29 protein-coding genes are annotated in these 25,446 nt (G+C 57.6%); 11 read left to right on the top strand and 18 right to left on the bottom strand.

Annotated elements, in window-relative coordinates; genetic code table 11:
• Positions 1-11: 11 nt before the first annotated feature.
• Complete coding sequence (rpmF, locus tag B3041_RS10130) at positions 12-182, bottom strand: 50S ribosomal protein L32 (RefSeq protein ID WP_017348070.1); 171 nt, start codon at positions 180-182, stop codon at positions 12-14.
• A gap of 14 nt (positions 183-196) precedes the next feature.
• Positions 197-718, bottom strand: coding sequence for a 23S rRNA accumulation protein YceD (yceD, locus tag B3041_RS10135; protein ID WP_065649597.1), 522 nt, complete (start codon positions 716-718; stop codon positions 197-199).
• 140 nt (positions 719-858) lie between these two features.
• On the opposite strand from yceD, the gene B3041_RS10140 reads away from it, so the two are divergent.
• Positions 859-1,443, top strand: coding sequence for a Maf family protein (locus B3041_RS10140; protein WP_065649598.1), 585 nt, complete (start codon positions 859-861; stop codon positions 1,441-1,443).
• A gap of 11 nt (positions 1,444-1,454) precedes the next feature.
• Here B3041_RS10140 and rluC read toward each other — a convergent pair whose 3' ends face one another.
• Positions 1,455-2,411: a 23S rRNA pseudouridine(955/2504/2580) synthase RluC gene (gene rluC, locus B3041_RS10145; RefSeq protein ID WP_065649599.1), complete on the bottom strand. Its 957-nt coding sequence runs from the start codon at positions 2,409-2,411 to the stop codon at positions 1,455-1,457.
• Positions 2,412-2,710: 299 nt separating this feature from the next.
• Here rluC and B3041_RS10150 point away from each other — a divergent pair, with 299 nt between their 5' ends.
• Together B3041_RS10150 and rne are read left to right on the top strand one after the other, a co-directional pair.
• On the top strand, positions 2,711-2,920 hold the full coding sequence (locus B3041_RS10150; RefSeq protein ID WP_139074200.1) for a hypothetical protein: 210 nt from the start codon (positions 2,711-2,713) through the stop codon (positions 2,918-2,920).
• A gap of 64 nt (positions 2,921-2,984) precedes the next feature.
• On the top strand, positions 2,985-6,314 hold the full coding sequence (gene rne / locus B3041_RS10155) for a ribonuclease E (protein WP_292972069.1): 3,330 nt from the start codon (positions 2,985-2,987) through the stop codon (positions 6,312-6,314).
• Between the two features lie 176 nt (positions 6,315-6,490).
• Here the strand turns inward: rne and flgL are convergent, their stop codons facing one another.
• The 11 genes from flgL to flgB form a co-directional block, all read right to left on the bottom strand.
• Positions 6,491-7,453, bottom strand: a complete 963-nt coding sequence (gene flgL, locus B3041_RS10160) for a flagellar hook-associated protein FlgL (protein ID WP_292972072.1) — start codon at positions 7,451-7,453, stop codon at positions 6,491-6,493.
• A 17-nt stretch (positions 7,454-7,470) separates the two neighbouring features.
• Positions 7,471-9,105 carry a flagellar hook-associated protein FlgK gene (gene flgK, locus B3041_RS10165; protein ID WP_292972075.1) on the bottom strand — a complete coding sequence of 545 codons (1,635 nt, stop codon included), beginning with the start codon at positions 9,103-9,105 and terminating at the stop codon, positions 7,471-7,473.
• 120 nt (positions 9,106-9,225) lie between these two features.
• On the bottom strand, positions 9,226-10,173 hold the full coding sequence (gene flgJ / locus B3041_RS10170; RefSeq protein ID WP_065649603.1) for a flagellar assembly peptidoglycan hydrolase FlgJ: 948 nt from the start codon (positions 10,171-10,173) through the stop codon (positions 9,226-9,228).
• A complete protein-coding gene (locus B3041_RS10175) occupies positions 10,173-11,222 on the bottom strand; it encodes a flagellar basal body P-ring protein FlgI (RefSeq protein ID WP_240484905.1) in 1,050 nt (349 codons plus the stop codon). Before B3041_RS10175 ends, flgJ begins: the two co-directional genes overlap by 1 nt.
• A gap of 69 nt (positions 11,223-11,291) precedes the next feature.
• Complete coding sequence (locus B3041_RS10180) at positions 11,292-12,002, bottom strand: flagellar basal body L-ring protein FlgH (RefSeq protein ID WP_065649605.1); 711 nt, start codon at positions 12,000-12,002, stop codon at positions 11,292-11,294.
• A 61-nt stretch (positions 12,003-12,063) separates the two neighbouring features.
• The gene (gene flgG, locus B3041_RS10185; protein ID WP_039383803.1) at positions 12,064-12,846 is read right to left on the bottom strand and encodes a flagellar basal-body rod protein FlgG; all 783 of its coding nucleotides are present in this window, start codon (positions 12,844-12,846) and stop codon (positions 12,064-12,066) included.
• 17 nt (positions 12,847-12,863) lie between these two features.
• The gene (locus tag B3041_RS10190) at positions 12,864-13,622 is read right to left on the bottom strand and encodes a flagellar basal body rod protein FlgF (protein ID WP_065649606.1); all 759 of its coding nucleotides are present in this window, start codon (positions 13,620-13,622) and stop codon (positions 12,864-12,866) included.
• 20 nt (positions 13,623-13,642) lie between these two features.
• Positions 13,643-14,845, bottom strand: coding sequence for a flagellar hook protein FlgE (flgE, locus tag B3041_RS10195; protein ID WP_292972083.1), 1,203 nt, complete (start codon positions 14,843-14,845; stop codon positions 13,643-13,645).
• A 25-nt stretch (positions 14,846-14,870) separates the two neighbouring features.
• The gene (flgD, locus tag B3041_RS10200; protein WP_065649608.1) at positions 14,871-15,542 is read right to left on the bottom strand and encodes a flagellar hook assembly protein FlgD; all 672 of its coding nucleotides are present in this window, start codon (positions 15,540-15,542) and stop codon (positions 14,871-14,873) included.
• 12 nt (positions 15,543-15,554) lie between these two features.
• Positions 15,555-15,959 (bottom strand): flagellar basal body rod protein FlgC, encoded by a 405-nt coding sequence (gene flgC / locus B3041_RS10205; RefSeq protein WP_292972088.1) that lies wholly within the window; start codon positions 15,957-15,959, stop codon positions 15,555-15,557.
• A 2-nt stretch (positions 15,960-15,961) separates the two neighbouring features.
• Positions 15,962-16,375 (bottom strand): flagellar basal body rod protein FlgB, encoded by a 414-nt coding sequence (gene flgB, locus B3041_RS10210; RefSeq protein WP_039383791.1) that lies wholly within the window; start codon positions 16,373-16,375, stop codon positions 15,962-15,964.
• A 153-nt stretch (positions 16,376-16,528) separates the two neighbouring features.
• On the opposite strand from flgB, the gene flgA reads away from it, so the two are divergent.
• The 3 genes from flgA to flgN all read left to right on the top strand — a co-directional run bounded on the left by flgA (position 16,529) and on the right by flgN (position 18,034).
• Positions 16,529-17,188 carry a flagellar basal body P-ring formation chaperone FlgA gene (gene flgA, locus B3041_RS10215; protein WP_065649609.1) on the top strand — a complete coding sequence of 220 codons (660 nt, stop codon included), beginning with the start codon at positions 16,529-16,531 and terminating at the stop codon, positions 17,186-17,188.
• Between the two features lie 103 nt (positions 17,189-17,291).
• Positions 17,292-17,597 (top strand): flagellar biosynthesis anti-sigma factor FlgM, encoded by a 306-nt coding sequence (gene flgM, locus B3041_RS10220; protein ID WP_065649610.1) that lies wholly within the window; start codon positions 17,292-17,294, stop codon positions 17,595-17,597.
• Between the two features lie 5 nt (positions 17,598-17,602).
• Positions 17,603-18,034: a flagellar export chaperone FlgN gene (gene flgN / locus B3041_RS10225; RefSeq protein WP_292972095.1), complete on the top strand. Its 432-nt coding sequence runs from the start codon at positions 17,603-17,605 to the stop codon at positions 18,032-18,034.
• Positions 18,035-18,075: 41 nt separating this feature from the next.
• Here flgN and murJ read toward each other — a convergent pair whose 3' ends face one another.
• The 4 genes from murJ to rimJ form a co-directional block, all read right to left on the bottom strand.
• Positions 18,076-19,614, bottom strand: a complete 1,539-nt coding sequence (murJ, locus tag B3041_RS10230) for a murein biosynthesis integral membrane protein MurJ (protein WP_292972098.1) — start codon at positions 19,612-19,614, stop codon at positions 18,076-18,078.
• A gap of 118 nt (positions 19,615-19,732) precedes the next feature.
• Positions 19,733-20,653: a Gfo/Idh/MocA family protein gene (locus B3041_RS10235; RefSeq protein ID WP_065649613.1), complete on the bottom strand. Its 921-nt coding sequence runs from the start codon at positions 20,651-20,653 to the stop codon at positions 19,733-19,735.
• 1 nt (position 20,654) lies between these two features.
• Positions 20,655-21,290: a YceH family protein gene (locus B3041_RS10240; RefSeq protein WP_292972101.1), complete on the bottom strand. Its 636-nt coding sequence runs from the start codon at positions 21,288-21,290 to the stop codon at positions 20,655-20,657.
• A 14-nt stretch (positions 21,291-21,304) separates the two neighbouring features.
• Positions 21,305-21,901: a ribosomal protein S5-alanine N-acetyltransferase gene (gene rimJ, locus B3041_RS10245; RefSeq protein WP_292972104.1), complete on the bottom strand. Its 597-nt coding sequence runs from the start codon at positions 21,899-21,901 to the stop codon at positions 21,305-21,307.
• A gap of 194 nt (positions 21,902-22,095) precedes the next feature.
• Here rimJ and grxB point away from each other — a divergent pair, with 194 nt between their 5' ends.
• The 5 genes from grxB (at position 22,096) to B3041_RS10270 (ending at position 25,335) form a co-directional block, all read left to right on the top strand.
• Positions 22,096-22,743 carry a glutaredoxin 2 gene (grxB, locus tag B3041_RS10250; RefSeq protein WP_292972107.1) on the top strand — a complete coding sequence of 216 codons (648 nt, stop codon included), beginning with the start codon at positions 22,096-22,098 and terminating at the stop codon, positions 22,741-22,743.
• 108 nt (positions 22,744-22,851) lie between these two features.
• On the top strand, positions 22,852-23,415 hold the full coding sequence (locus B3041_RS10255; protein ID WP_065649617.1) for a lipoprotein: 564 nt from the start codon (positions 22,852-22,854) through the stop codon (positions 23,413-23,415).
• 147 nt (positions 23,416-23,562) lie between these two features.
• Complete coding sequence (pyrC, locus tag B3041_RS10260; protein ID WP_292972111.1) at positions 23,563-24,609, top strand: dihydroorotase; 1,047 nt, start codon at positions 23,563-23,565, stop codon at positions 24,607-24,609.
• A gap of 68 nt (positions 24,610-24,677) precedes the next feature.
• Positions 24,678-24,923, top strand: coding sequence for a DNA damage-inducible protein I (gene dinI / locus B3041_RS10265; RefSeq protein WP_065649619.1), 246 nt, complete (start codon positions 24,678-24,680; stop codon positions 24,921-24,923).
• Between the two features lie 142 nt (positions 24,924-25,065).
• Positions 25,066-25,335 (top strand): hypothetical protein, encoded by a 270-nt coding sequence (locus B3041_RS10270; RefSeq protein ID WP_292972115.1) that lies wholly within the window; start codon positions 25,066-25,068, stop codon positions 25,333-25,335.
• Positions 25,336-25,446: the final 111 nt, after the last annotated feature.

A 25,446-nucleotide genomic window follows, 5' to 3' on the forward strand; every position in this document is an offset into this window, starting at 1 on the left:
ACCGCAAAGAATTACTTGGTGATAACCTTGCGACCGCGGTAGTAACCATCCGCAGTGATATGGTGACGCAGATGAGTTTCACCAGAAACTTTATCTACTGACAGAGTGGCAGTGGTCAGGGCATCGTGCGAACGACGCATGCCACGCTTGGAACGGGTTGGTTTATTCTGTTGTACGGCCATGGACCTTACTCCTATTACTTACGCTTTAAACTGGCTAATACGGCAAATGGATTTGGTTTTTCTGCCTCTTCAGGCAGCTTACCAAAGACCATGTCCGCGTCGGACACTTCACAGTGTTCAGAATCATGCACCGGAACCACCGGCAGCGCGAGGATGAGCTCATCTTCTATCACTGCCAGCAGGTCGATCTCACCGAAATCGTTGACATCAACCGGCTCGTAGGCTTCCGGTAGTGCTTCAGCCTGATCGTCAGAAGAGACCGGACTAAAGCAATAGCTTACGTGTACAGCTTGCGGAAATGGCTGGTTGCAGCGTTGACACATTAACGTCACCTGCACATCCGCTGTTCCCTGAAGAACCGCGAGGCGCTGGTTGTCAACCGCAAACGACATGGCACATTCCACATCACTGTCCACACTCACGACCGTTTCGGCCAGGCGCGCCACCAATTCAGGTGCATAAACACCATGATAATCCAGGCGTTTTTGCGCGGCGCGGACCGGATCGAGCGTCAGGGGTAATTTTACCTTTTGCATAGGGCGCGCATATTAACTTTGTAACGTCTTAGAGTCAAAGAAAAAGGCCGTTTTACAGCATCTTTCACCAGCTAGTCGCATCCAGTGCGGCGCATAGTTTAAAATGCCCGTCATGTTTACGCTATCTATTCTGTAAAAAAATGATGATGCCACTGGTTTTAGCCTCAACGTCCCCGTTTCGTCAGGCGCTGCTCAGCAAGCTTGGCGTGCCTTTTATTACTGCCGCGCCTGCATGCGATGAGACCCCGCTGCCCGAAGAAACCGCGCCTGAACTGGTGCAGCGTCTCGCGCTGGCCAAAGCGCAGGCACTGGCCGGGCAGTTCCCGGATCGCTGGATCATTGGCTCTGACCAGGTGTGCGTACTTAATGGCGCGATCGCCGGGAAGCCGCACACTCGCGAAAACGCCTGCCGGCAGCTGGCGCAGGCAAGCGGTAAAGCCATTGTGTTTTATACCGGACTGGCGCTGCTGCAGCCTGCCACCCGTCAGCAGTTTGTGCTCTGTGAGCCTTTTACGGTGCACTTCCGTACGCTGAGCAGCCAGGAGATTGCGCGCTACGTTGAGCGGGAGCAGCCGCTGGCGTGCGCCGGCAGTTTTAAAAGCGAAGGGTTGGGGATTTGTCTGTTTGATCGGCTCGAAGGACGCGACCCGAATACGCTGGTCGGGCTGCCGCTGATTGCGCTTAATCAGCTGCTGATTAAGGCCGGCATCAACCCGCTGGGCTGATGCCGGTATATTCAGCTTTTCTTCTGCCGCAGTCTGGTCAGGCAGTGTTTGAGTGCCGCATCCAGCGGCGCTTCCATGCGTAATGTTTCGCCGGTTGCGGGATGCGTAAATGTCAGCGCTGCCGCGTGCAGAAACAGGCGCGATAACCCTGTGCCGGCCAGCTGACGATCAAATTCGCGATCGCCATAGCGATCGTCAAAAGCAATCGGATGACCGCCATGCAGAGTATGCACGCGGATCTGATGCGTGCGTCCGGTCACCGGGCTGGCTTTAACCAGCGTCGCCAGCTCAAACCGCTCTTCCACTTTGAACCGGGTTTCTGAAGGCTTGCCTTCTGCACTGACGCGCACTATCCGCTCTCCGCTCTGCAGAATATTTTTCAGCAGCGGCGCCTGCACCACTTTCAGATGAGAGGGCCAGTCGCCGCGTACCAGCGCCAGATAATCTTTTTGCATCCCCTTCTCACGCAGCTGCTCATGCAGCGAACGCAGGGCCGAGCGCTTTTTAGCGACCAGCAACACGCCCGAGGTGTCGCGATCCAGCCGGTGCACCAGCTCCAGAAAGCGCGCCTCCGGACGCAGTGCCCGCAACCCTTCAATCACACCAAAACTCAGACCGCTGCCGCCATGTACCGCCGTGCCGGACGGCTTATTCAGCACCAGCAGATGGTCATCCTCATACAGAATGGCATCCGCTAACGCTGCAACTTTATCGAGTTTAGGCGACACCGCCTGCTCTTCGCGCTCTGCGACCCGTACCGGTGGCACGCGCACTTCGTCGCCATCCTCGAGTTTATATTCAGGCTTGACGCGTTTTTTATTTACCCGTACTTCGCCTTTACGCAGAATGCGATAAATCATGCTTTTTGGTACCCCTTTGAGCTGGGTACGCAAAAAGTTGTCTATACGTTGTCCGGCATTTTCAGCCGTGATGGCGACAAAATGTACGCCGGGATTCTCTGTTTTCATGCCGGCGATTCTAAATAGTGTCCCCTGATAGCGCCACCCCTTTTTCTGTGCTTAACTCACTCTTGTTTCAGGCGTCTGACCGCTTAAAACGGTGGCTTTTTCAGCAATCTGCTGATTAGCCCCGCAAATGAACAGGTTAAGGGCGTACAAACTTCACAGCTCGACAAAAGTCGCCTTGCTATATGCGGGTGAGCAGTGGAATAATGCTGCTGTTTCTGCATCGGAAAGATTCGGGCAGAAAAAGAGCGAAATTAAGGTAATTTGCCGGATAAAACGAGCACGCAGCAATGGCGTAAGACGTGATGCTTTATCAGGCACTTAGCGGGCTGCGGGTTGCGGCCTGGACAACAGACTGGGATGTGTGGATTTTCAAAAATTTTGTATTATTTCCACCTTCAGGCGCTGGTTTTCCTTATGAAAAGCAGGCCACCGACAAGATTTGCGCCCCTTTAGCCGCCGACAACCGTGAGGTTGACGTCAGTGCATGCAGACACGGGGCCATCGGTTGATTCTCGTCCAGGGTAACGATGCCCGCAGCTTTATCACTCATGTGAGAATAACGAGTAAGTCACGATGAAAAGAATGTTAATTAACGCAACTCAGCAGGAGGAGTTGCGCGTTGCCCTTGTTGACGGTCAGCGTCTGTACGATCTGGATATCGAAAGTCCCGGACACGAGCAGAAAAAAGCCAATATCTACAAAGGTAAAATCACCCGCGTTGAACCCAGCCTTGAAGCGGCATTTGTCGATTATGGCGCTGAGCGTCACGGTTTCCTCCCTCTGAAAGAAATTTCCCGCGAATACTTCCCAGCTAACTATAACGCGCATGGCCGTCCTAACATCAAAGATGTGCTGCGTGAAGGTCAGGAAGTGATCGTTCAGATTGATAAAGAAGAGCGCGGCAATAAAGGCGCTGCACTTACGACCTTTATCTCTCTTGCAGGCAGCTACCTGGTTCTGATGCCTAATAACCCGCGCGCCGGAGGCATTTCCCGCCGGATTGAGGGTGATGACCGCACTGAACTGAAAGAAGCCCTGTCGGCGCTGGAATTGCCGGAAGGCATGGGTCTGATTGTACGCACGGCAGGCGTGGGTAAATCAGCGGAGTCGTTGCAGTGGGATCTGAGCTTCCGTCTTAAGCACTGGGAAGCGATCAAAAAAGCTGCAGACAGCCGTTCCGCCCCGTTCCTGATCCATCAGGAGAGCAACGTTATTGTGCGTGCTTTCCGCGACTATCTGCGTCAGGACATTGGTGAAATTCTTATCGATAATCCTAAAGTCCTGGAGCTGGCGCGTCAGCATATCGCTGCGCTGGGCCGCCCTGACTTTAGCAGTAAGATCAAACTCTATACCGGTGAAATTCCGCTGTTCAGCCACTACCAGATTGAGTCGCAGATCGAGTCCGCCTTCCAGCGTGAAGTTCGTCTGCCTTCTGGCGGCTCAATTGTTATAGACAGCACCGAAGCGTTAACCGCGATCGACATTAACTCTGCCCGCGCAACCCGCGGCGGCGATATCGAAGAAACGGCATTCAATACCAACCTTGAAGCAGCCGATGAGATTGCCCGCCAGCTGCGCCTGCGTGACCTCGGTGGCCTGATCGTTATCGACTTTATCGATATGACGCCGGTACGTCACCAGCGCGCCGTAGAGAACCGGCTGCGCGAAGCGGTGCGTCAGGATCGTGCACGCATTCAGATTAGCCATATCTCCCGTTTTGGTCTGCTGGAGATGTCGCGTCAGCGTCTCAGCCCGTCACTGGGTGAGTCGAGCCACCACGTCTGCCCGCGCTGTAGCGGTACGGGTACCATCCGCGATAACGAATCACTGTCGCTCTCTATTCTGCGCCTGATTGAAGAAGAAGCGCTGAAAGACAACACCAAAGAAGTGCACGCCATTGTGCCGGTGCCGGTTGCCTCTTACCTGCTGAACGAAAAACGCGAAGCGGTCAGTGCAATTGAGAAGCGTCAGGGTGGCGTACGCGCCATTATCGTGCCTAACGATCAGATGGAAACGCCGCACTACTCCGTGCTGCGCGTGCGCAAAGGTGAAGAGACACAAACCCTCTCTTATCATCTGCCGAAGCTGCATGAAGCTGAAATGGCACTGCCATCAGAAGAAGAGCACGCTGAACGTCGTCGTCCGGAGCAGCCTGCGCTGGCAGCCTTTGTGATGCCGGATGCCCCGCCGGCACCGGTTGAAGTCGCTGCCGAAACACCTGCGGCGAAGAGCGAGACAAGCGCTCAGGCCGCAGCACGTCCTGCGGCAGCGCCGGCCACGGTCAGCACGGGTCTGGTGGGTCGCCTGCTTAACGGTCTGAAAAAGCTGTTTGCGAGCGATACCCCGGCAGCAGCTCCTGCGGAAGCGCCCTCTCAGCAGGAGAGTAAGCCAGCAGAAGAAGAGAACAACACGCAGCAGCGTGGCGAACGCCGTAATAACCGTCGCAACAATAATCGTCGTGAACGCACGCCGCGCAATGGTGAGCAGGTTCAGAACCGCGAAGCTCGTGAGCCGCGCGAACCGCGTGAACCACGCGAACCACGTGAAGCACGCGAGCCGCGTGAAAATCGTGAACCGCGTGATAACCGCGAACCGCGCAACGATCAGGACAATCGCCGCAACAAGCGTCAGAACGAGCCGCGTGCCGAGCGCCCGGCTCTGACTGAAGAGCAGCAGCAGCAGCGTGATGAACAGCAGCAGCAGCGCCGTGAACAGCGTGCCGAGCGTCAGCGTCGTCGTCAGGAAGAGAAGCGTGCTCAGCAGCAGGAAGAGAAAGCCGTTGAGACCGTCGCGACTGAAGAGATCCCTGCGGTGGACGCAGCGGTACAGGAAGAAGAACGCGTTCAGGTCATGCCCCGTCGCAAGCCGCGTCAGCTGACTCAGCGTATCCGCAGTGGCGAGACACCGGAAGCATCATCAGTTGCCGCGCAGCCAGAAGCAGCAGCGGACATCGCACAGCCGGTGAACGCCGCTGAACAGCCGGAAATGAGTGATGAGCAGGATGATAACGAGAACCGCGAAGGCGCGAACATGCCACGCCGTTCACGTCGCTCGCCGCGTCACCTGCGCGTAAGCGGTCAGCGCCGCCGTCGCTATCGCGATGAGCGCTATCCGCTGCAGTCGCCGATGCCGCTTGAAGCGGCAGCCGCCTCACCGGAGATGGCATCTGGTAAAGTCTGGGTATCCTATCCGGTTGCTCAGACGCACGAGCAGTTCACCTCTCAGGAGGCGCTGAACGAAATGCCAGACTACGGCTATCAGGATGCAGACGCGCTGCCGGCAGCTGCCGAAGCCGCCTCAGCGGTTGCGCCACAGCCAGAAACGTCAGAAGTGGTACATCAGGCTGAACCGCAGGCGCACACCGAGGTGCCCGTGGTAAACACCGATGATCTGACCCCTGTTGCCGCGCCGGTTAATCATGAGCCTGCGGTTATCTCTGCAGCCGATGAAGCGGTGGCGCAGGAGACGGCGGCGGAAGCCGGTCCTGCGACCGTGACAGAAGAGGCGCCACAGCCTGCTACGCAGGAAGAGGTACAGCCCGCGGTAACCGAAGCCGTTGCCACAGCAGAACAGGCACCAGCGGATGTTACCCCGGTTGTCGAAACGCAGGTTGAAAACGTGCTGTCAGCGCCGGTCGCGGCGGAAGCGCCTGTCGCGCCGGTCACTGAACCTCATGCGCCGGTTCCGGCTCGCGATGTGTCAGTCGAACAATCAGAGTCACGCTTTAAGCTGCACGCCACGGCACCGATGACCCGCGCCCCGGCACCAGCGTGGGAACCGGAGCCGGCACGTCACAGCGACTGGGTACGTCCGCCGTTCAGCTTTGATGGCCGCGGCTCTGCCGGTGGTCACAGCGCGACGCACCAGGCTACCGCTCCGGCCACCCGTCCGGACAGCGTGTAACCCTGCGCGGATAAAAAAAATAAAACCCCGGCTGTTCCGGGGTTTTTTATTGCCTGCTGTTTACCGTGGTCACCGCGCCAGCTGTGGCCTGAACCGCAGACAAAAAAAACCCATCGCCCGCGAAGGCGATGGGAAAAACAAGCATACCCGGTTAAGTACGCTGAACGTCTGGTCAGTTACGAATTCAGCTGGAACAGCGACATCTTCGACATATCACTAAAGGTTTTGTATGACGCCTGCAGCGCCGTCTGCTGCATGGTGTAGCTGGAGATTGCCTGGGTATAGTCCACCTGCACCAGATCGCTCATCTGCGTGTTCATGATGGTTTTGCGATCGTCACCCTGCTGATTCAAGGTACCCACCTCTGCCATCTGGATCCCCACTGCAGAACGCACTGTCAGCACGTTATTGAGTGAGTTACTCAGTCCGCGGTTGGTTTTATCCATCGCAGCCTGAAACGCCTGCTTTGTGGCGTCGTCCGCGTTATCCTGCGGTGTTTTAAGCGCGGCAATTGCACTGTCGAGCATGCTGAACAGGCTGGTCTCGCTGGTGCCGTTATCAGGTTCTGGCTTTGCGTTGCTGGTGATAGCCATAAATACTGATTTACCGGTACTGCTCACCTGCATGGTACGGCTTTCGTCAACTTTCTGAGTGATCGGCTCATCCCCGCCCACATAGGCCACACCGGTACTGCTGTCGCTGAACGGCGGGGCGTCTGTCTTATAACCGGCAAAAATGTAGCGTCCGTTGCCATCCTGACTGTTCGCCTGGTTCAGCAACTGCGCACGCAGCCCTTCCAGCTGGGTCGCCAGCGAGGCGCGATCGTCATCGCTCAGCGTGCCGGTGGACGCATTGACAATGGTGGTCTGCGCATCCTGTATGGTGCCGATCACGCCGGAAAGCGCGTTCTCTTCCATTGACAGGCTCTGATTAGCAAAACTGCGCGCCGTGGCGTACTGGCTGCTTTTTACCTGCGACTGTGACAGCACGACCGCGCGTGAAGCCGCGATAGGATCGTCAGAGGGATTACTGACCCGCAGCCCGGTTGCCAGCTGCTGGCCTACCTTCAGCCAGGAGGATTGCGAATCGGTGATCCCGCGCACCTGCTGGTCAAAAATCATACTTGAGCTAAGACGCACTTTCTTCTCTCCTCTGCTTAGCTGCGAATGCCCATCAGCGCGTTGAATACCGCGCTGGCGGTCTGCAATACCTGCGCATTCGCCATATAAAACTGCTGATATTTCGTCAGGTTGGCGTACTCTTCATCAAGGTTGACACCAGAGACAGACTGCTGCCGGTCACTCAGCTGCGCCACCACGTTTTTCTGCGTGGTGCTGGCCGTTTCCAGCGAGTTGGTTTTGTTGCCCACGCTGCTGACAAGGCTGGCATAAGCCTGCGCGATAGTTGCGTTTCCGTTAACCAGCTTGCTGTCCTGCAGATCGAGCAGCTTCTGCGCATTGCGGTTATCGCTTTCGCCGCTGCCTTTCACGGCTGCCGCTGCAATCTCTGATTCGCTGGTGATGGCAACCGACATACCGCCAATCACATTCTGTACCGGCTTGACCAGAAAACTGTCACCGCTATTCGCACTGCCGCTGACCGTCAGCTGCAGACCATCAAAATTCAGCGTGCCGTCAGCAGCCGGCGCAACGTCGAAGCGCACATTATCGGCAGCACGGGTAACGGACCATGTGCCGCTGTCATAGCTGACGGTGTAGTTTGAGGCTTTCAGTGCGCTGGCATCACTCCAGCTGGCGCTAACGGAAGCCGCAGAGCTGTTTTTCAGATTGCTGAGCACATCCGGAGTACCGATAGTGAAAAAGTCCTCTCCCGGGTTGCCCTTACTGTCAAAGCCGCCTTTGTGCACGTCATTAAACGCGGTGGTAAACGCTGCGGCCAGCTGGCCCAGCTGGTTCTGTGCACCGTCCAGATCCTGACTGCGAAACGCCAGCAACCCTGCCAGCGAACCGGTGGTCAGCGTTTTTTCCGGGATTGCTACGTTACCGGCCTGTTTGTCGCTGTAGCCAACGGTAATGCGCGTGGGATCGGCGCTGGAAGGCATCGCCACCAGGCTGGTGGCATTGCGGCCATTAACCAGGGTAATGTTGCCTGCTGAGACGATATAGCTGCCATCCTGCTGCGCAACTTTCACGCCCACCACATTGTTCAGACTGTTTACCAGCTGGTCGCGCTGATCCAGCAGGTCGTTAGGGGCTGCGCCGCCGCCGGTGGTCAGCTTCGCAATCTGCGTATTGAGATCGGCAATCTGGCGCGTAAAGGTATTGACCTGATCGACGCTGGCGGTGATATCGGTATTGACGCTGGTCTGCATGTTATTGAGATATTGCGCCGTGGTCTGGAACTGATTGACCAGCCCCTGGGCATAACTCAGCATCGACTGACGCGCGGACGGATCGTTAGCGTTACTGACCACGTTCTGTACGTTGGTAAAAAAGCTCTGAATGGACGTTGAGAGGCTGGTCGTAGAGGTCGAAAGCAGATCGTCAATATTGGAGATCTGATTATGCTGGGTATTGACCGCGCTGTAGCTGGCGCTGGATCCGCGCAGCTGCGTCGTGATGAACTCATCATATTCGCGCTGTACGCCGCTGACATTTACGCCGTTGCCATAATAGCTGTTGCCCTGCAGCGTACTGCCGGCCTGCGACAGCAGAGTAGTCTGCCGTGAATAGCCCGCCACAGTGTAGTTACTGATGTTATTGCTGGTGGTGCTTAATGCGGCCTGTGCGGCGCTCAGCCCGCTCATTGCGGAGTTAATTATACTGGACATCTCGGTTCCTTTCTTTCCCGTTAACCGGGCTGGCAGTCATCAGTGCAGTTGTGCGGACGGCAGGCGCCCGCAACATATGAAGGTTATCGGCGTGCTTAAGGGAAACTTGAGGCTAAGACGTCAGAACAGATCGGTGATATCCTGGCCATAAGCTTTTACAACTTTTTCGCCCATGTTTTTGAATTGCTGGATCATTCCCACCAGTTTCTGCGCATATTTCGGATCGGTGGCGTAGCCCGCCGCCTGCAGCGCGCGCGCGCCCTGCTCGGCACTTGGCGCGCTGGTGACCGCCGCATAGCGCGGATTTTTCGACAGCAGGCGCACATAGTCAGTCAGCGCCTCAAGGTAGGAGCCATAGACACGGAAGCTGGCCCGCACTTTCTTCGCCTCACCCGCCTCATATTCAGTGGTCATGATATCCGTGGTTTCGCCTTTCCAGTCGCCGCTCGCTTTAATGCCAAACACGTTATAGCTTGGCTTGCCGTCGCGGGTCAGGATTTGACGCTGGCCCCAGCCCGACTCCAGCGCCGCCTGCGCCAGAATCAGATGGTGCGGGATACCGCTCTGCTGGCTGGCGAGCTTCGCCGGCTGCGCCAGCTGGGCGATAAACTCACTGCTGTCAGAAGGAAGATTCACAGGCGTAACCGGCAGACGCGGTACCGCTTTGCGCACAATCTGTTCCAGCTGCATCGGCACGCTGTTGCTGCTGCTGTAGATAAAGCTGTTATCCAGCTTCATCGGAACCGTGCCGGCACGCTCATCGGGCTCCTGCGGGGGCTGCATCTGTTTGACAATGGTGTCAGCCAGACCCAGTCCGCGCTTGCCTATCTCCTGCGCAATCTGCTGATCGTAGAGCGAGGTGTAGAGTCGGGTCTGGTCGTTGCTCAGTGCGCCATCCTGCGGCAGCGCGTCGCGCATGCTTTTCAGCATCATCTGCACGAACATGCCCTCTACCTGTTTCGCCACCTGCAGCGCTTTTCCTTTGGGATCGGCAGCGGCCTGGCGTTTCAGCTCGTTCAGCGAGCGGCTGTCATACGCCGCATTATTCAGCGATTGCATATCGGTCATCAGATGATTTCCAGCTTCGCGCGCAGACAGCCTGCGCTCTCCATCGATTGCAGAATCGACATCAGCTCAATCGGCGTCGCACCCAGCGCATTCAGGGCGCGTACCACGTTGTTCAGGTTTGCACTGGCGTTAACGCGCTGCAGCGCACCACCGCTCTGCCGCAGATCGATCTGCGTCTGCGTTGTCGCCACCGTCTGCCCGCCGGCCAGCGGCGTATCAGGCTGACTGACGTTCTGCTGCTGATTCACCGTGACCGACAGGTTCCCCTGCGCAACGGCACAGGTGTTCAGCGTGACCTCACGGTTCATCACCACCGAGCCGGTGCGTGAGTTGATGATCACTTTTGCATCTTCCAGCGGTACAGAGACGTCAATGTTCTGGATCTCCGCCAGCGCCCGTACCTGAGAGCTGTTGTTTGGTGAAACGCGGATCTGTACGGTGCGCGCATCCAGCGGCAGTGCCGATCCAACGCCGCGGCTGTTGATGGCATCCGCGATACGCTGCGCCATGGTAAAATCTTCGCTGTTCAGCTGCAGGTTAATGGTGTTCTGGCTGCCAAAGTTGCTCTGCAGCTCGCGCTCCACGGTGGCGCCGCCGGTAATCCGGCCGCCGTTAAGCTGATTGACCTGCACGCTGCTGCCGCCGGCCGAGGCACCAGCGCCGCCGACCAGAATATTTCCCTGCGCCAGCGCGTATACCTGGTTATCCACCCCTTTCATCGGCGTCATCAGCAGCGTACCGCCGCGCAGGCTTTTGGCGTTACCCAGCGAAGAGACCACCACGTCCAGCGTCTGTCCCTGACGGGCAAACGAGGGCAGTTTTGCTGTCACCATAACCGCCGCCACGTTTTTCAGCTGCATATTGGTGCCAGCCGGGACAGTGATCCCCAGCTGAGAGAGCATGTTACTGACCGTCTGGGTGGTAAACGGTGTCTGGGTGGTCTGGTCGCCGGTGCCGTCCAGCCCCACGACCAGCCCATAGCCAATCAGCTGGTTTTCGCGCACGCCCTGGATGCTGGTTAAATCGCGAATGCGGTCCGCCTGCGCCATCAGGCTGCTGACGGCGAGCAGTAATCCCAGACCTGCCCGCAGCAAAATACTTTTTTTCATAATATCCTCTTACATCGGCGAGATGTTCAGGAAGAAGCGCTGGAACCAGCCCATGGTCTGCGCCTCATTGATATAACCGTTACCGACGTACTCAATACGCGCATCGGCCACCTGGGTAGACAGCACCGCGTTGCTGGCACTGATGGTGCGCGGGTTCACCACGCCAGAGAAACGAATAAATTCGGTTCCCTGATTAATCTCAATCTGTTTCTCACCCACGACGCGCAGGTTGCCGTTAGAGAGCACCTGATTCACGGTCACGGTGATGGTCCCGGTAAAGGTATTGTTGGCGGTTGCGCCCCCTTTACCTGCAAAATCGTTTTTACCGCCGGCGCTCAGTGCAGCTTTCTCACCGCCTGCGCCCAGTAATCCTTCCAGCCCGGTCGGCACACCGGTTACCCCAAAGCTGTTGCTGCCGTTGCGGTTGGCGCTGGCGGAAGAGCTTTTGCTCGCGCTGACGTTCTCCTGCAGCGTGATGGTCAGCGTGTCGCCGATATTACGTGGACGACGATCCTCAAACAGCGGCTGGTAGCCGTAGTTCAGCGGTGCCACGCCCTGAAAAATAGAGCCGTTCACCACCGGTGGTGCAGACGGCGTTGGCTCTGCCGTGGTTGCCCCCTGAACCAGTGGCGTGCGCGGCACCAGTGCACAACCGTTGAGCGTCAGTAGCAGCGTGGCTACCAACCAATGACCAGGCTTGAGAATCGCTTGCTTCGCCACGGAGTTCTGACCTTCTGTATGTTCTTAATCGGGCCAGCGGAGTGGCCCGGCGATCCCGGCGTTAAAGCTGGGTAAGTTTCTGCAGCATCTGATCGGACGTACTGATCGCTTTGCTGTTAATTTCATACGCGCGCTGCGTCTGGATCATGGTCACCAGCTCTTCCGCCACGTTGACGTTGGAGGTTTCCACATATCCCTGATAGAGCAGACCGGCGCCGTTCTGACCGGGCGTGCTCTCAGTGGGCGCACCGGAAGCCTGCGTCTCCTGATAGAGGTTCTCGCCCACGCTGTCGAGACCGGCATCGTTCATAAAGGTGCTCAGCGTTAGCTGGCCCACCTGCGCTGGCTGCGCCTGCCCCTGCTGCGTCACCGTGACCACACCGTCGCGGGCAATCGTGATGCTGGTGGCGTTTGCCGGGATGGTAATACCCGGCTGTACCGGGAAGCCGGCGTTGGTCACCAGCTGACCATTCTGGTCCACCTGGAAAGAGCCATCGCGCGTATAGGCCGAGGTGCCATCCGGCATCTGCACCTGGAAGTAACCCTGTCCGTTGACCGCCACATCTTTGGAGTTGCTGGTCTGCGACAGGTTGCCCTGGTTATGCAGCCGCTCGGTAGTGACCGGGCGGACACCGGTACCGATCTGCAGACCAGACGGCAGCGTAGTCTGCTCAGACGATTGCGCGCCAGGCTGACGCAGCGTCTGATACATCAGATCTTCGAAGACCGCGCGCGAACGTTTAAAGCCGTTGGTGCTGACGTTTGCCAGGTTGTTGGCAATCACGTCCATATTGGTTTGCTGTGCGTCAAGACCGGTTTTCGCGATCCATAAAGAACGAATCATTCTGTTTTCCTTACGCTTTAGCTGTTCATGTTGAGCAGCTGGTTAGCGCGCTGTTCGTTTTCATCAACGTTTGAGATCACTTTCATCTGCATCTCGAAACGTCGGGCGTTGGCGATCATATCGACCATGGTTTCAACCGGCTTAACGTTGCTGCCTTCCAGCACGCCCGGCATCACCTGTACCGTGGCGTCGTTAGCCAGCGCAGCACCGCGCTGCGCCTGCGTCGCCGCGCTGGGACGAAACATGCCGTCGTCACCGCGCGTCAGCTCCTGCCCGGTAGCGCGCACCAGCTTCAGGCGGCCCAGCTGAACCGTGGCGTTGGGCGCGTCACCCGCATTGAGCGCGGTGATAGAGCCATCCGCCGCGATGGTAAGTTGTGCCCCCTGCGGCACCGCGATCGGTCCGCCGTCGCCCATGACGGGATTGCCCTGAATGGTCAGCTGACCGGTCGGGCTGATCTGCATATTCCCGTTACGGGTATAGGCTTCACTGCCGTCGGCGGTGCGAACTGCCAGCCAGCCATCCTGCTGGACCGCCACATCCAGCGGACGCTCGGTATAGTCGAGCGATCCCTGTGTCATATCGGCACCCGGCGTTGAGGCGGCAACCAGCGTACGCGTTGGCAGAGACCAGCCGCTGACCGGCACCGCGCGCAGCGCGTTCAGCTGCGCCCGGAAGCCCGGTGTTGAAGCATTCGCGAGGTTGCTGGCGGTAACAGACTGCTGCTCCATCGTCTGACTGGCCGCGCCCATTGCGGTATATATTGCGTGATCCATAAAGCAATCCCGTTAGCGTATTAGCGAAGGTTAACCAGGGTGTTGAGGATCTGATCCTGGGTTTTAATGGTCTGGCTGTTCGCCTGATAGTTACGCTGCGCCACGATCATATTCACCAGCTCTTTACTCAGATCAACGTTGGAGGCTTCCAGCGCGCCTGAGGTCAGATTGCCGTAAGTACCGGTACCGGCAAGGCCGATAGCCGCCTGCCCGGATGAACTTGAGGCTGACCAGACGTTATCCCCTTCCGACTTCAGCCCTTCCGGGTTAGAGAAGCTCGCCAGCACGATCTGACCCAGCAGCTGGGTTTTACGGTTGGAGTAAGTCCCGCTAATGGTGCCGTCATCGTTAATGGTGTAGCCGGTGAGGTCGCCAGGCGAATAGCCATCCTGCGTCGGGTTACCAAAGTTGGTCGCGCCGGTGTTCTGCTGCAGGCTGCCCAGTACGCTCAGATCAATCGGCTGGTTTGCTGCCGCGCCGTTGGAGCCGTCAATGGTCAGACGGATGGTGTTAGCTGAAGTCAGCTTGCCGCTGGTGTCAAAGGTCATCGTAAAGTCACCGGCGGCCTTACCGGTGGTGGAGTCAATCGCGTGTACCGCCCAGGTATTATCCGCGCTCTTGGCGTAGTAGAGATCCAGCGCGTGATCGTTACCCTGCGAGTCATACACAGTCACGGTGCTTTTGGCGTTATAGCTGTCCACTTTGCTGGTATCGAACGGCGTGACGGTCGGGACCGCATCGGTTGAGTTCAGGTTTGACACCAGGGTCGCCGCGGTAGTGGCGCGCGCTGACATCTGCGTGGTAGGAATGCTCAGCGCAATCGGGTTCGCACCGTTCTGAATGGTCGGCGGAGTGCCGTTTGCCGGGTAACCGGTGACCTTCATCCCCTGGGTGTTCACCAGGTTACGGTTTTCATCCAGCGTAAACTGGCCGTTGCGTGAATAGAACACGCCGCCGCTGGCGTCGGTCATACGGAAGAAGCCGTTACCGCTCAGCGCCACATCCAGCCCGCGGCTGGTTGAGGTGGTGGTGCCGTCGTTGAAGTTCTGGATCACCGCCGCCACTTTGGTACCCATACCCACGTTAGAGCCCGCGAACATATCGGCAAACGCGATGGTGCTTGACTTAAAGCCCGCCGTGGCGGAGTTGGCGATGTTGTTACCAATGACATCAAGGTTGCTGGAAGCAGCACCCAGGCCGCTCACCGCTTGTGAAAAAGACATGTAATCTCTCCTGCTAAGGGGTTAGTCAGAGAATCTGACGAATTTCATCGAGGGTCGCGGAGCCCATGGTGCCGAGATCCAGTTTCGCGGTGTTGTTCACGGTGCTGACGCCATTGACATAGGCGTAGTTCAGCGGTTGTGCCACCAGCTGTGTGCTGCCATTGCTGGCGGCGAGTGCTACAGAATATTTGCCATCCGGCGCGACGCTGCCGTCATCCAGTTTGCCGTCCCAGGAGAAGGTGTGTACCCCTGCGGTCAGGCCGCCCAGATCGATGTTGCGTACCACGTTGCCGTTGGCATCTTTAACCGTCACGCTGGTGCCGGTTGACGCCGTGCCCAGCTCCACGCCAAACGGCGTCGTGGTGCCTTTGCCAACCAGAACCTGATCGCCTTTGACCATCACGCCATGCCCGATCAGCGTGGAGCTCTGCAGCGACTGGCTGGTGCTGATCTGGCCGGAAATCGATCCCAGCGTGGTGTTCAGCTTCTCAATACCGCTCAGGGTGTTGATCTGCGCCAGCTGTGTGGTGAGCTGGCTGTTATCCATCGGATTAGTAGGGTCCTGATTCTGCATCTGCGTCACCAGCATGTTCAGAAACTGATTCTGCAGCTCCTGCGCGCTGTTACCGGTGCCGGCCGAGCCGGAACTCAGGATCGTCGGGTCGAGATTGTCTTTAATGCCTACGGTTAAGCTCATCGTGTCTCTCCGTTACTGCCCGATGGTGAGCGTTTTCATCATCATCGACTTCACTGTATTCAGGACTTCGACGTTGGCCTGATAGCTGCGCGACGCAGACATGGTGTTGACCGTTTCAGCGACCACATCCACATTGGGCATTTTGACGTAGCCTTTCTGATCGGCCATCGGATTGCCCGGGTCATAAACCAGTTTTGCAGGCGTTGGGTCGTTGACCACGCCGGCCACTTTAACGCCGCCGGTAGCCGCGCCCTGGACGGCATTGGTCTGGAAAATCACCTGCTTTGCCACGTAGGGCTGTCCATCCGGTCCGGTTACGCTGTCGGCGTTGGCCAGGTTACTGGCGCTGACGTTAAGCCGTTGCGACTGCGCCGTCATCGCCGAGCCGGCGATATCAAAAATATTCAGCAATGCCATGCTTATTGCCCCTGCAGTACGCTCATCATGCCTTTAATCTGGCTGCTGATGAGGGTGAGATCGGTTTGATACTTCAGGCTGTTATCTGCGAACTGCGTACGCTCACGATCCATATCAACCGTGTTGCCATCTGCAGCAGGCTGGTCGGGAATGCGATACAGCAGATCCATCGCGGGCTGCGCCTGCGTTTGTGCTTCAATATGGCGCGATGAGGTCACATTCAGCGCCAGACCGCTGCCCTGCGCGCGTCCGTTCTGCATCACTTTGTTCAGCTGGCTGGCAAAGTCGATATCGCGCGCCTGATACCCGGGGGTATCCGCATTGGCAATATTTGACGCCAGAATCTCCTGACGCTGTGCACGCAGGTTTAACGCTTCGGTACCGAATCGCAGTGCGGCATCGAGTTTGTCGAGCATGCTTCCTCCGCGAATGAAAATTTTGAGCTGACAGCTTAATCGGAGGATTGCAAGGGCGATCGTCTGAATAACAGCAAAAATCACAGCTATTTTTAGCCTTGATTTTTTTTTGCAGCGGGTAGACTCATCAGCAACTTTCAGTCAGGAGGCGTTATGCGCAGAGCAACACATGGGCTGATTCTGTCGGTACTGCTGCTGGCGCTGCCAGGCTATGCAGCCGATCTGAATGCGCAGCTGACATCCTATTTTAAAGCGCGCGATCCGCAGCACGCCGCTGGCATGGTGGTGATTGTTCGTACACCGCCCGCGCAGTGGCCCGACTGCGAGACGCCGCAGCTGCAGCTGCCCGGCAACAGCCGCCAGTGGGGCAATCTGAGCATTGCCGCCAGCTGCGGACAGAATCGTCGCTATCTGCAGGTGCAGGTACAGGTGACGGGTGACTATCTGGTGGCGAATCACCAGCTCACGCGCGGCACCGTTGTCAGCGCGGCGGATTTCAGAACGGAAACGGGCCGGCTCGATACGCTGCCAGCCCGCGCGCTGGTTGACGGCACGCCTCTGGCCGAGGCAATTGCCCTGCGGGATATTCCGCCTGGTCAGCCGGTTACGGCCTCAATGCTGCGCCAGCCGTGGCGGGTTAAAACCGGCCAGTCGGTGATGGTCACGGCGAGCGGCGACGGCTTTAATGCCAGCAGCGAAGGCCGGGCGCTGAGCAACGCCGGCGTGGCACAGACGGTTCGGGTACGCATGGGAAATGGTCAGGTGGTAAGCGGTCGCGTCGGCGAGGATGGGAATATTCTGATATCACTCTAAAGCGCTAAAGAACAGAGGTGTTCAGCCGATAGAGATAACAGCTAAAATATAACCCTATGCCGATTCAGTGGGCGCATCCCACTGTACTTACAGGAGCCAAGCCATGAGCATCGACAAAACCCAACCGCTGAAACCGGTCAGCACGGTACAGCCCCGTGACGCCAGTGACAACGCAGGCAAAGTGCGTCAGAACCCTGCGCCGGCCGCCCCTGCCGCCAGCGAAAAGAGTGCCGAAGTCAGCCTGAGCTCGCTTAAGGCGCAGCTGAAGGAGTCAGGCAGCCACGATATCAATACCGCTCGCGTTGAGCAGTTAAAAACCGCCATCCGCAATGGCGATCTGAAAATGGATACCGGCAAAATTGCGGATGCATTAATCGCTGATACCCGGAAATATTTAGAAGGCAACTGATCCCGATGGATAATCTGCTGACCACCCTGGATAAAATGCAGGACGTACTGGCTTCACTGACTCAGATCATTGAGGAAGAGCAGCAGCAGCTCGCAGCCGGTCAGGTTAACGGCAACCTGCTGCAGCGCATTACTGAAGATAAAGCCGCGCTGCTGACAACCTTACATTATCTGGATGAAATGCGTCACAGCACGGAGAAAGCGCTCGGTACAGAGGCGCCCTATCGCGGTCAGCAGGATATCGCCCGGAGCTGGGCCAGTATTACGCGCGTCACGCAGCAGCTGCGCGACGCCAATCAGCATAACGGACTGTTATTGCAGCATCAGGTCGCGTTTACCCGCGATGCGCTGCAGGTGCTGAAGCCGCATCAGACCCAGGCATTTTATGGCCCGGACGGACGCGGACTGGGACAGGCCACGCTGCGCAGCAAAGGCTGACGCAGCGGCCAGGGCAGCCCGGCTGCCCTGGCAATGTGCACTCAGGCAACGGTGCGGCGGGCAAAATCGCGCGGCCGGAATCCCAGTGCGCCCAGCACCACAAAGTAGGCTCCCCCGCCCACGGCACAGACCGCCGCCAGGCGCACCAGCCGCCAGCCCATCTCGCCCTCTTCCCAGGCAGGCATCACCTGCAGCATGCCCAGCAGCGCGGCGGCCATGACCGCAACCGCGATAAACAGGCGTAACAAAAAGCCCATCCAGCCCGGCTGCGGCTGGAAAATATTCTGTTTGCGCAGCTGCCAGTAGAGCAGTGCGGCGTTCAGGCAGGCTGCCAGCCCAATGGAGAGCGACAGGCCCGCATGCTTCAGCGGACCGATAAACGCCAGATTCATCAGCTGCGTCATAATCAGCGTGACTATGGCTATCTTCACTGGCGTTTTAATATCCTGCCGCGAGTAGAAACCTGGCGCCAGCACCTTGACCACAATCAGCCCCATCAGCCCCACGGAATAGGCGATCAGCGCGCGCTGCGTCATTGCCGCATCAAAAGCAGTGAATTTTCCGTACTGAAACAGCGCAATCGTCAGCGGTCCGGCCAGAATGCCCAGCGCCACCGCGCAGGGCAGCGCCAGCAGAAAACAGAGGCGCAATCCCCAGTCCATCAGCCGCGAATACTCGGCCTGATTACCGCTGGAGAAACTCTTCGCCAGCGACGGCAGCAGAATGGTCCCCAGCGCCACGCCCAGCACGCCGGAGGGAAACTCCATCAGGCGGTCAGCGTAGTACATCCACGAGACGGAACCTGACACCAGAAAGGAGGCGAAAATGGTATTGATGATGAGTGAGATCTGGCTCACCGATACGCCGAGGATCGCCGGGCCCATCTGGCGCATCACGCGCCAGACGCCGGCATCGCGCAGATTGATGCGCGGCAGCACCAGCATGCCAATCTTTTTCAGGTGCGGCAGCTGATAGCCAAGCTGCAGCACGCCGCCCACGACCACTGCCCACGCCAGCGCCATAATCGGCGGATTAAAGTGCGGCGCGGCAAACAGCGCAAAGCCGAGCATGCTGATATTCAGCAGCGTGGGCGCAAACGCCGGAACCGAAAAGCGATTCCAGGTGTTGAGGATCGCGCCCGCCAGCGACGCCAGCGAGATCAGCATAATATAGGGAAAAGTCACCCGCAGCAGCGCGCTGGTGAGTGCAAATTTATCGGCGGTATCCGCAAAGCCGGGGGCCGTAAGCATAATCACCCAGGGCGCGGCAAACATGCCCAGCACCGTGACCACAGCCAGCGCCAGCGTCAGTAAACCTGACACATACGCCACAAAAACCCGGGTGGCCTCTTCGCCCTGCTTCGCTTTGTACTCAGCCAGAATCGGGACAAACGCCTGCGAGAACGCGCCTTCGGCAAAAATACGGCGCAGCAGATTCGGCAGTTTAAACGCCACAAAAAACGCATCCGTCGCCATCCCGGCGCCAAATACGCGCGCCACAATGGCATCGCGGGCAAAGCCCAGCACGCGGGAAAACAGGGTCATCGAACTGACCGCAGCCAGCGATTTTAACAAATTCATAATGAAGGGTGCGTCCTGAAAAGTCGGGAAAAAGCGTCACACAGCACGGGCATCCGCGATGCCCGGCGTTAGTCTACTGAGGTCGCGGCAAATGACCAGCACGGAGTGTTACAAGGCGTTATTCCCGCTCCACCTCGCGGATCAGTTTTTCCGTGATACGCTGCGCCACCAGCGCCTGCTCGCCGCTGGTTTCAGGCATAGTCTGATTTTCCACACAGCGGATAAAGTGATGCGCCGCACCGGTAAAACCGCGCTGGGTCAGATGACTCTGCCACGCAGGCGGCACCTCGCGCAGCAGCCCGCGGCTGTTCTCCTGCTGCCAGTCGCGCATCTCCTCAATCTGGTAGTAATCTCCGTCACAGACCGCGGTGACCACCTCCCGCTGCGTGCCGGCGCGCCGGTGCATACTGGTAGAAATCTGCAGCGCACCGGCGCTGAAATGGTGCTCTGCGTAGAGCAGAGCCCCCTCATCGGTGGTGCGGATATGGCCCTCACCCGGCTGCAGTTTGCCCCCGGCCAGCCACAGGGCGGTATCCACTACGTGCAGGTAATCATCCAGCAGCGTAAAGCGCACTCCCTGCGGCCCGACGCTATCCATACGATGCTTTTCGATCCGCAGCGAAGCGGCGCGCGGCATTTCCTGCTTCAGCTGCTGATAACGCGGGGCAAAGCGCCGGTTAAATGCCACCATGAGTTTGCGCTGGCGTTTTTCTGCCAGTGCAACCAGCGCTTCCGCCTGCTGCAGCGTCTCTGCCAGCGGTTTATCCACGCAGACATCTTTGCCCGCCAGCAGCAGCGCCTGCACCACGTCAAAGTGCGAGGCGGTGCTGCTGTGTACAAACACGGCATCGCAGGCCGCGGCCAGCGCGTCAAGCCGGTCAAAACAGGGAATGCGATAGCGGGCGCATAGCGCCTGCGCCTTAACCTGGTTGGGTGAAAACGCGCCCGCCAGCTGCCAGTTATCTGCCTGTGAGAGCACCGGCAGCCAGGCTTTCTGCGCAATCCCGCCTAACCCGGCAATACCAATTCGCAGCGTCATCTTAATGCTCCTGTGCCAGCAGCTGAGTCAGCTGTATTTGTAGTTCGGCCACCTGCTGCTCCAGCACGGCAACGCGATCGCTGAGTTCCGCTTCGCCGGCGGCAGGTGCCGGAGAGAACGTCGCCTCCTCTGCGGCAAGCAGATGCCGGTAACGACTTTCGCGACGGCCCGGCTCTCGCGCCATTTTCGCGACTACAGGCCCGTCCGTCCGGCTCAGCAGCCTCTCCAGCGTCTGCTCAACTTCATTGACATCGCTGAATTCATACAGCCTGCCGCTGCGGGTGCGCAGCTCGCCTGGCGTTTGTGCTCCGCGCAGCAGCAGCAGCGTCATTACGGCGACTTCGGCGGCGCTGAGTTGCAGATGGCCAAACGCAGAGTTACAGAAGCGCTGCGCATATTTGCTGACCCGCTGGCTGGCACCGCTGCTGGCGGTAACCAGGTGCTTTTTAACCAGCTCATCCAGCTGTGTCTGCACCTCCTCTTCGCTGAGCGTCATAACCGGCTCACGATTCGATTTCTGATTACAGGCGGCCACCACGCCGTTCAGCGATAGCGGATAATATTCAGGCGTAGTGATCTGCTTTTCCAGCAGCGCACCCAGCACGCGCAGCGCCTGGGAAGAGAGCGCAATTTTCATAAGTCCGTTTCCTTTTAAAAGGGTGTGCGCTTATCCGGCGTCCACGGATGCCACGTCAGCGCGGTCAGTACGTGATCCTGCCAGCGGCCATCAATGAGCAGATAGTTTTTTGCATAGCCTTCCTGCTCAAAACCGAGACGCGCCAGCAGGTCACCGCTGCGCTGATTGTGGGGCATATAGTTAGCCATAATGCGGTGCATCCGCTGCTGTCGCTGCATATAGCGGATTGCCGACTGCAGCGCTTCAAACATCATGCCCTGCCCCTGCCACTTTTCGCCCAGCGAATAGCCGAGATAGCAGGCGTGAAAGGAGCCACGCAGAACATTGCTGAAATTTGCCACGCCGCGGATTTCATGTTCATCGGGATCCATCAGCACAAAATAGAAAGCGGAGCCCTGCTTATGCAGATCGCCAATCAGGCCCAGTCGCGCCTGCCAGCCGGAGGGGTAGCAGTGGCTGTCATCGCGCACCGGCTCCCACGGCTTGAGAAACGCGCGGTTTTCCGCGTAATAGTCTGCCAGCCGCCAGGCGTCGCGTTCATGCACCAGACGCACCACCAGACGATCGGTTGTAAGCCGCACGCGCGGGCCTGCAGAGCGATAGCCAAACATCAAATCTCCTGAAATCCTTAGCGAAAGAGCGCGGAATGCCGCTGACATTTTCTTCACTATAACCGCCCCGCAGGCTGCGACACAACGTTGCTGAATAAGCGCGTGGTTTGCCCCTTCCACGGTTCTCTTCCATACTTCCGGCAGGATCGGAAAAAGGGTGAATACCTCACCCGGAAAACCACAGGAGAAACGGGATGAAACTTTACATCTACGATCACTGCCCCTTCTGCGTAAAAGCGCGCATGATTTTCGGCTTAAAGAATCTGCCGATAGAACTGGTGGTTATGCTGAATGATGACGAAGCGACGCCGGTAAAACTGATTGGCCAGAAAATGGCACCGGTATTACAAAAAGCAGACGGCAGCGCCATGCCGGAGAGTATGGAGATTGTGCACTGGGTAGACAGGCAGGATGGCGAACCGCTGCTGACCGGCAAAACTAATCCGGCCATCTCTGACTGGCTGCGCCACGTCAACAGCTATATCAACAAGCTTTTAATTCCCCGTATCGCCGACGCCGCGTTTGCCGAATTTGCCACTCCGGAGGCGCGACGCTATTTTCACGACAAAAAAGAGGCAAGCCTTGGTGATTTCACCGAGCTGCGCAAGCATGCCCCCGGCCTGATCAAAAAGATCAGTGACGATCTGCGCCAGCTGGATCGGCTGATCGTGAAGCCCAACGCCGTTAACGGTGAGCTCTCAGAGGATGATATTCACCTGTTCCCGCTGCTGCGCTCGCTGACGCTGGTATCAGGCATCGACTGGCCAAGCCGTGTCACCGATTACCGCGATAACATGGCGAAACAGACGCAGGTCAATCTGCTCTCTTCTATTGCCGCCTGAATGCTAAACAGAGAGAAACCCGGCCCCGGGTTTCTCATCTTATCTGATGACACCTCGCGCCGATTCAGGCAGGCTTAGCGCTGTTTGCCACACCGGAATGAGGATCCAATGAAAAAGAAATTCTGTGGAATCGCGGCGCTGCTTGGCATGCTGCTGCTCAGCGGCTGTAATCAGCTGACGCAATACACCATCACGGAACAGGAAGTGAATCAGGCGCTGCAAAAGCGCAACAATTTTGAAAAAGAGATTGGCGTCTCCGGCCTTATCAATGCGCATATCGTGCTTAGCGATCTCAGCAGCGAAATCGGGCGTGAAGAACCCGATCGCGTAACCCTTTCCGGTAAAGCGAAAATTGATGTGACCTCACTGTTTGGTCCGCAGCAGGCTGAGATGCTGCTGAAAATGAAGGCGCAGCCGGTTTATAACGCGCAGGAAGGTGCTATCTACCTGCACAACCTCTCGATTGTTGATGCACAGGTGGTGCCGGAAAAAATGGCGTCGATTGTAAAAACACTGACGCCCTATCTTAATCAGTCTCTGCAGCACTATTTCAACGAGCGTCCGGCCTATCTGCTGAGCGCGGACCGCAGCAAAGGCGAAGCGCTGGCGAAAAAGCTGGCGAAAGGACTGGAAGTCAAACCGGGCCAGCTGGTGATCCCTTTTACCGACTGATGTAATCCCATGCGGCCAGCGTTTGCCTGGCCGCCTGCATCACCGCTCTCCGGCGATAAAAAGCCGTGCAAACGGTTGCCTGCCCGCTTAAGATATCGCCCCGGCCTGAATGCGCCATTCTGTTTTCACTTAAGCCGGAGCCTGACCATGACCTCTCAACCACAGCACATCACTATTCGCCGCCCTGATGACTGGCATATTCACCTGCGCGACGGCGTGATGCTTGAAAGCGTTCTGCCCTATACCAGCGCTGTAAATGGCCGGGCAATTGTCATGCCTAATCTGGTGCCGCCGGTTACCAGCGTGGCGGCGGCCAGCGCATATCGCGCGCGCATTCTTGCCGCCCTGCCCGCCGCGCACAACTTTACGCCACTGATGACCTGCTATCTGACCGATTCACTCGATCCGGATGAAATTGAAGCGGGTTTTCGCGCCGGCGTATTTACGGCTGCTAAGCTCTATCCGGCACATGCCACCACTAACTCAAGCCACGGCGTAACAAATACCGCAGCGATTGCCAGCGTGCTGGAACGCATGCAGGAGATAGGCATGCCGATGCTGGTGCATGGCGAAGTCACTGATTCCCACATTGATATTTTTGATCGCGAAGCGCGCTTTATTGAAACCGTGCTGCATCCGCTGCGCCAGCAGTTTTCCGGCCTGAAAGTGGTCATGGAGCACATCACCACAAAAGAGGCGGCTGACTATGTGGCTGACGGTAACGCGCTGCTGGCAGCCACCATCACCCCGCAGCATCTGATGTTTAACCGTAACCATATGCTGGTGGGCGGGATCCGGCCTCACCTCTACTGCCTGCCTGTTCTGAAGCGCAATACGCATCAGCAGGCGCTGCGTCAGCTGGTAGCCAGCGGCCATCCGCGCGTTTTTCTCGGCACGGATACTGCGCCCCATCTGCGGCATGCCAAAGAAGCAAGCTGCGGCTGTGCAGGCGTCTTCAATGCGCCGACCTCTCTGCCCGCTTACCTTACCGTGTTTGAAGAGCTCAACGCACTGGATCACTTTGAAGCGTTCTGCTCAGAAAATGGTCCGAATTTTTATGGACTGCCGCTTAACGAGGAAACGCTGACGCTGGTCCGCGAGCCCTGGCAGGTTGCTGAAAGCGTCACCGCAGGCGACGATACGCTGGTGCCCTTCCTCGCGGGTGAAACGCTTAACTGGCGCATCAAAGAATAAGCGATTACTGCTTGCCTTCGGCATGACTATACTGTACAAATAACCAGTATATTAAACCGGAGGCGTCTATGCGTATCGATATTACCGTAGCGAAAAATCGCCCGCTGCCTGCAGGTGCCCTGGATGCGCTTGGCGCAGAGCTTTCACGTCGTATTGCGCAGGATTTCCCGGAGGGCGAACATCACGTTAATGTGCGTTATGCCACCGGTAACCAGCTGAGCGTAACCGGCGGCTGTAAAACCTCGCGCGATCGCATTACCGATATTTTACAGGAAACCTGGGAAAGCGCCGACGACTGGTTTACGCACGATTAACCGCCAATGTGCCGTTTTTGCCGGGTTTCGCCCCGGCTTTTTTTGTTTCATTTTCCCTCGCCAGAAAAACAGCCGCCATCTAGACTCAGGTTTACCGATCCCCTATTCTTGCCTCGCCATGCTTACAGGAGGTGTTTGACAGATGATCACAGATAAACCCGAAGAGGCGATGACCTTTGGCGAACTGCTGGCGCTCATTGGCGAGCAGCAGCGCCGTTTAACCGTACTTGAAAGCGCCTTTACCAGCCTGACGCTCTCGCTTGACGCGTCCGCTGTCCAGCAACTTGCACAGAACCTGACGCTTGAAGCACAAAACCAGCAACACGATGCGTCGCTGCAGCAGCAATTCTTCCGCCTGGCGGAAACACTCCGGCAGCGCACAGTTCCGCTTTCTGCTGAAGCACAGCCCTGATATAACAGGACAGCGTCCGGCATGTTACGCTAAAGTTTCGGCCATTTTTGCCGATAAAACAGATAACGTGCCGGACCGGCTGCATCAGTCATAATAAGTAAAACCGTCGTC

This window comes from Pantoea sp. UBA4549 (assembly GCF_002387285.1).
In the GTDB taxonomy this organism is placed as follows: domain Bacteria; phylum Pseudomonadota; class Gammaproteobacteria; order Enterobacterales; family Enterobacteriaceae; genus Pantoea; species Pantoea borealis.

What these genes read in the sequence shown, in the direction of transcription:
- murJ (WP_292972098.1), bottom strand. Translation starts at nt 19,614, where the DNA reads ATGAATTTGTTAAAATCGCTGGCTGCGGTCAGTTCGATGACCCTGTTT.
- rluC (WP_065649599.1), bottom strand. Translation starts at nt 2,411, where the DNA reads ATGAAAACAGAGAATCCCGGCGTACATTTTGTCGCCATCACGGCTGAA.
- B3041_RS10140 (WP_065649598.1), top strand. Translation starts at nt 859, where the DNA reads ATGATGATGCCACTGGTTTTAGCCTCAACGTCCCCGTTTCGTCAGGCG.
- yceD (WP_065649597.1), bottom strand. Translation starts at nt 718, where the DNA reads ATGCAAAAGGTAAAATTACCCCTGACGCTCGATCCGGTCCGCGCCGCG.
- flgN (WP_292972095.1), top strand. Translation starts at nt 17,603, where the DNA reads ATGGATAATCTGCTGACCACCCTGGATAAAATGCAGGACGTACTGGCT.
- rpmF (WP_017348070.1), bottom strand. Translation starts at nt 182, where the DNA reads ATGGCCGTACAACAGAATAAACCAACCCGTTCCAAGCGTGGCATGCGT.
- flgC (WP_292972088.1), bottom strand. Translation starts at nt 15,959, where the DNA reads ATGGCATTGCTGAATATTTTTGATATCGCCGGCTCGGCGATGACGGCG.
- B3041_RS10240 (WP_292972101.1), bottom strand. Translation starts at nt 21,290, where the DNA reads ATGAAAATTGCGCTCTCTTCCCAGGCGCTGCGCGTGCTGGGTGCGCTG.
- flgM (WP_065649610.1), top strand. Translation starts at nt 17,292, where the DNA reads ATGAGCATCGACAAAACCCAACCGCTGAAACCGGTCAGCACGGTACAG.
- dinI (WP_065649619.1), top strand. Translation starts at nt 24,678, where the DNA reads ATGCGTATCGATATTACCGTAGCGAAAAATCGCCCGCTGCCTGCAGGT.
- flgJ (WP_065649603.1), bottom strand. Translation starts at nt 10,173, where the DNA reads ATGACCGATATGCAATCGCTGAATAATGCGGCGTATGACAGCCGCTCG.
- flgE (WP_292972083.1), bottom strand. Translation starts at nt 14,845, where the DNA reads ATGTCTTTTTCACAAGCGGTGAGCGGCCTGGGTGCTGCTTCCAGCAAC.
- B3041_RS10235 (WP_065649613.1), bottom strand. Translation starts at nt 20,653, where the DNA reads ATGACGCTGCGAATTGGTATTGCCGGGTTAGGCGGGATTGCGCAGAAA.
- flgK (WP_292972075.1), bottom strand. Translation starts at nt 9,105, where the DNA reads ATGTCCAGTATAATTAACTCCGCAATGAGCGGGCTGAGCGCCGCACAG.
- pyrC (WP_292972111.1), top strand. Translation starts at nt 23,563, where the DNA reads ATGACCTCTCAACCACAGCACATCACTATTCGCCGCCCTGATGACTGG.
- flgG (WP_039383803.1), bottom strand. Translation starts at nt 12,846, where the DNA reads ATGATTCGTTCTTTATGGATCGCGAAAACCGGTCTTGACGCACAGCAA.
- rne (WP_292972069.1), top strand. Translation starts at nt 2,985, where the DNA reads ATGAAAAGAATGTTAATTAACGCAACTCAGCAGGAGGAGTTGCGCGTT.
- grxB (WP_292972107.1), top strand. Translation starts at nt 22,096, where the DNA reads ATGAAACTTTACATCTACGATCACTGCCCCTTCTGCGTAAAAGCGCGC.
- B3041_RS10175 (WP_240484905.1), bottom strand. Translation starts at nt 11,222, where the DNA reads ATGGCGCAGGCGGACCGCATTCGCGATTTAACCAGCATCCAGGGCGTG.
- flgB (WP_039383791.1), bottom strand. Translation starts at nt 16,375, where the DNA reads ATGCTCGACAAACTCGATGCCGCACTGCGATTCGGTACCGAAGCGTTA.
- flgA (WP_065649609.1), top strand. Translation starts at nt 16,529, where the DNA reads ATGCGCAGAGCAACACATGGGCTGATTCTGTCGGTACTGCTGCTGGCG.
- flgD (WP_065649608.1), bottom strand. Translation starts at nt 15,542, where the DNA reads ATGAGCTTAACCGTAGGCATTAAAGACAATCTCGACCCGACGATCCTG.
- B3041_RS10270 (WP_292972115.1), top strand. Translation starts at nt 25,066, where the DNA reads ATGATCACAGATAAACCCGAAGAGGCGATGACCTTTGGCGAACTGCTG.
- B3041_RS10190 (WP_065649606.1), bottom strand. Translation starts at nt 13,622, where the DNA reads ATGGATCACGCAATATATACCGCAATGGGCGCGGCCAGTCAGACGATG.
- rimJ (WP_292972104.1), bottom strand. Translation starts at nt 21,901, where the DNA reads ATGTTTGGCTATCGCTCTGCAGGCCCGCGCGTGCGGCTTACAACCGAT.
- B3041_RS10255 (WP_065649617.1), top strand. Translation starts at nt 22,852, where the DNA reads ATGAAAAAGAAATTCTGTGGAATCGCGGCGCTGCTTGGCATGCTGCTG.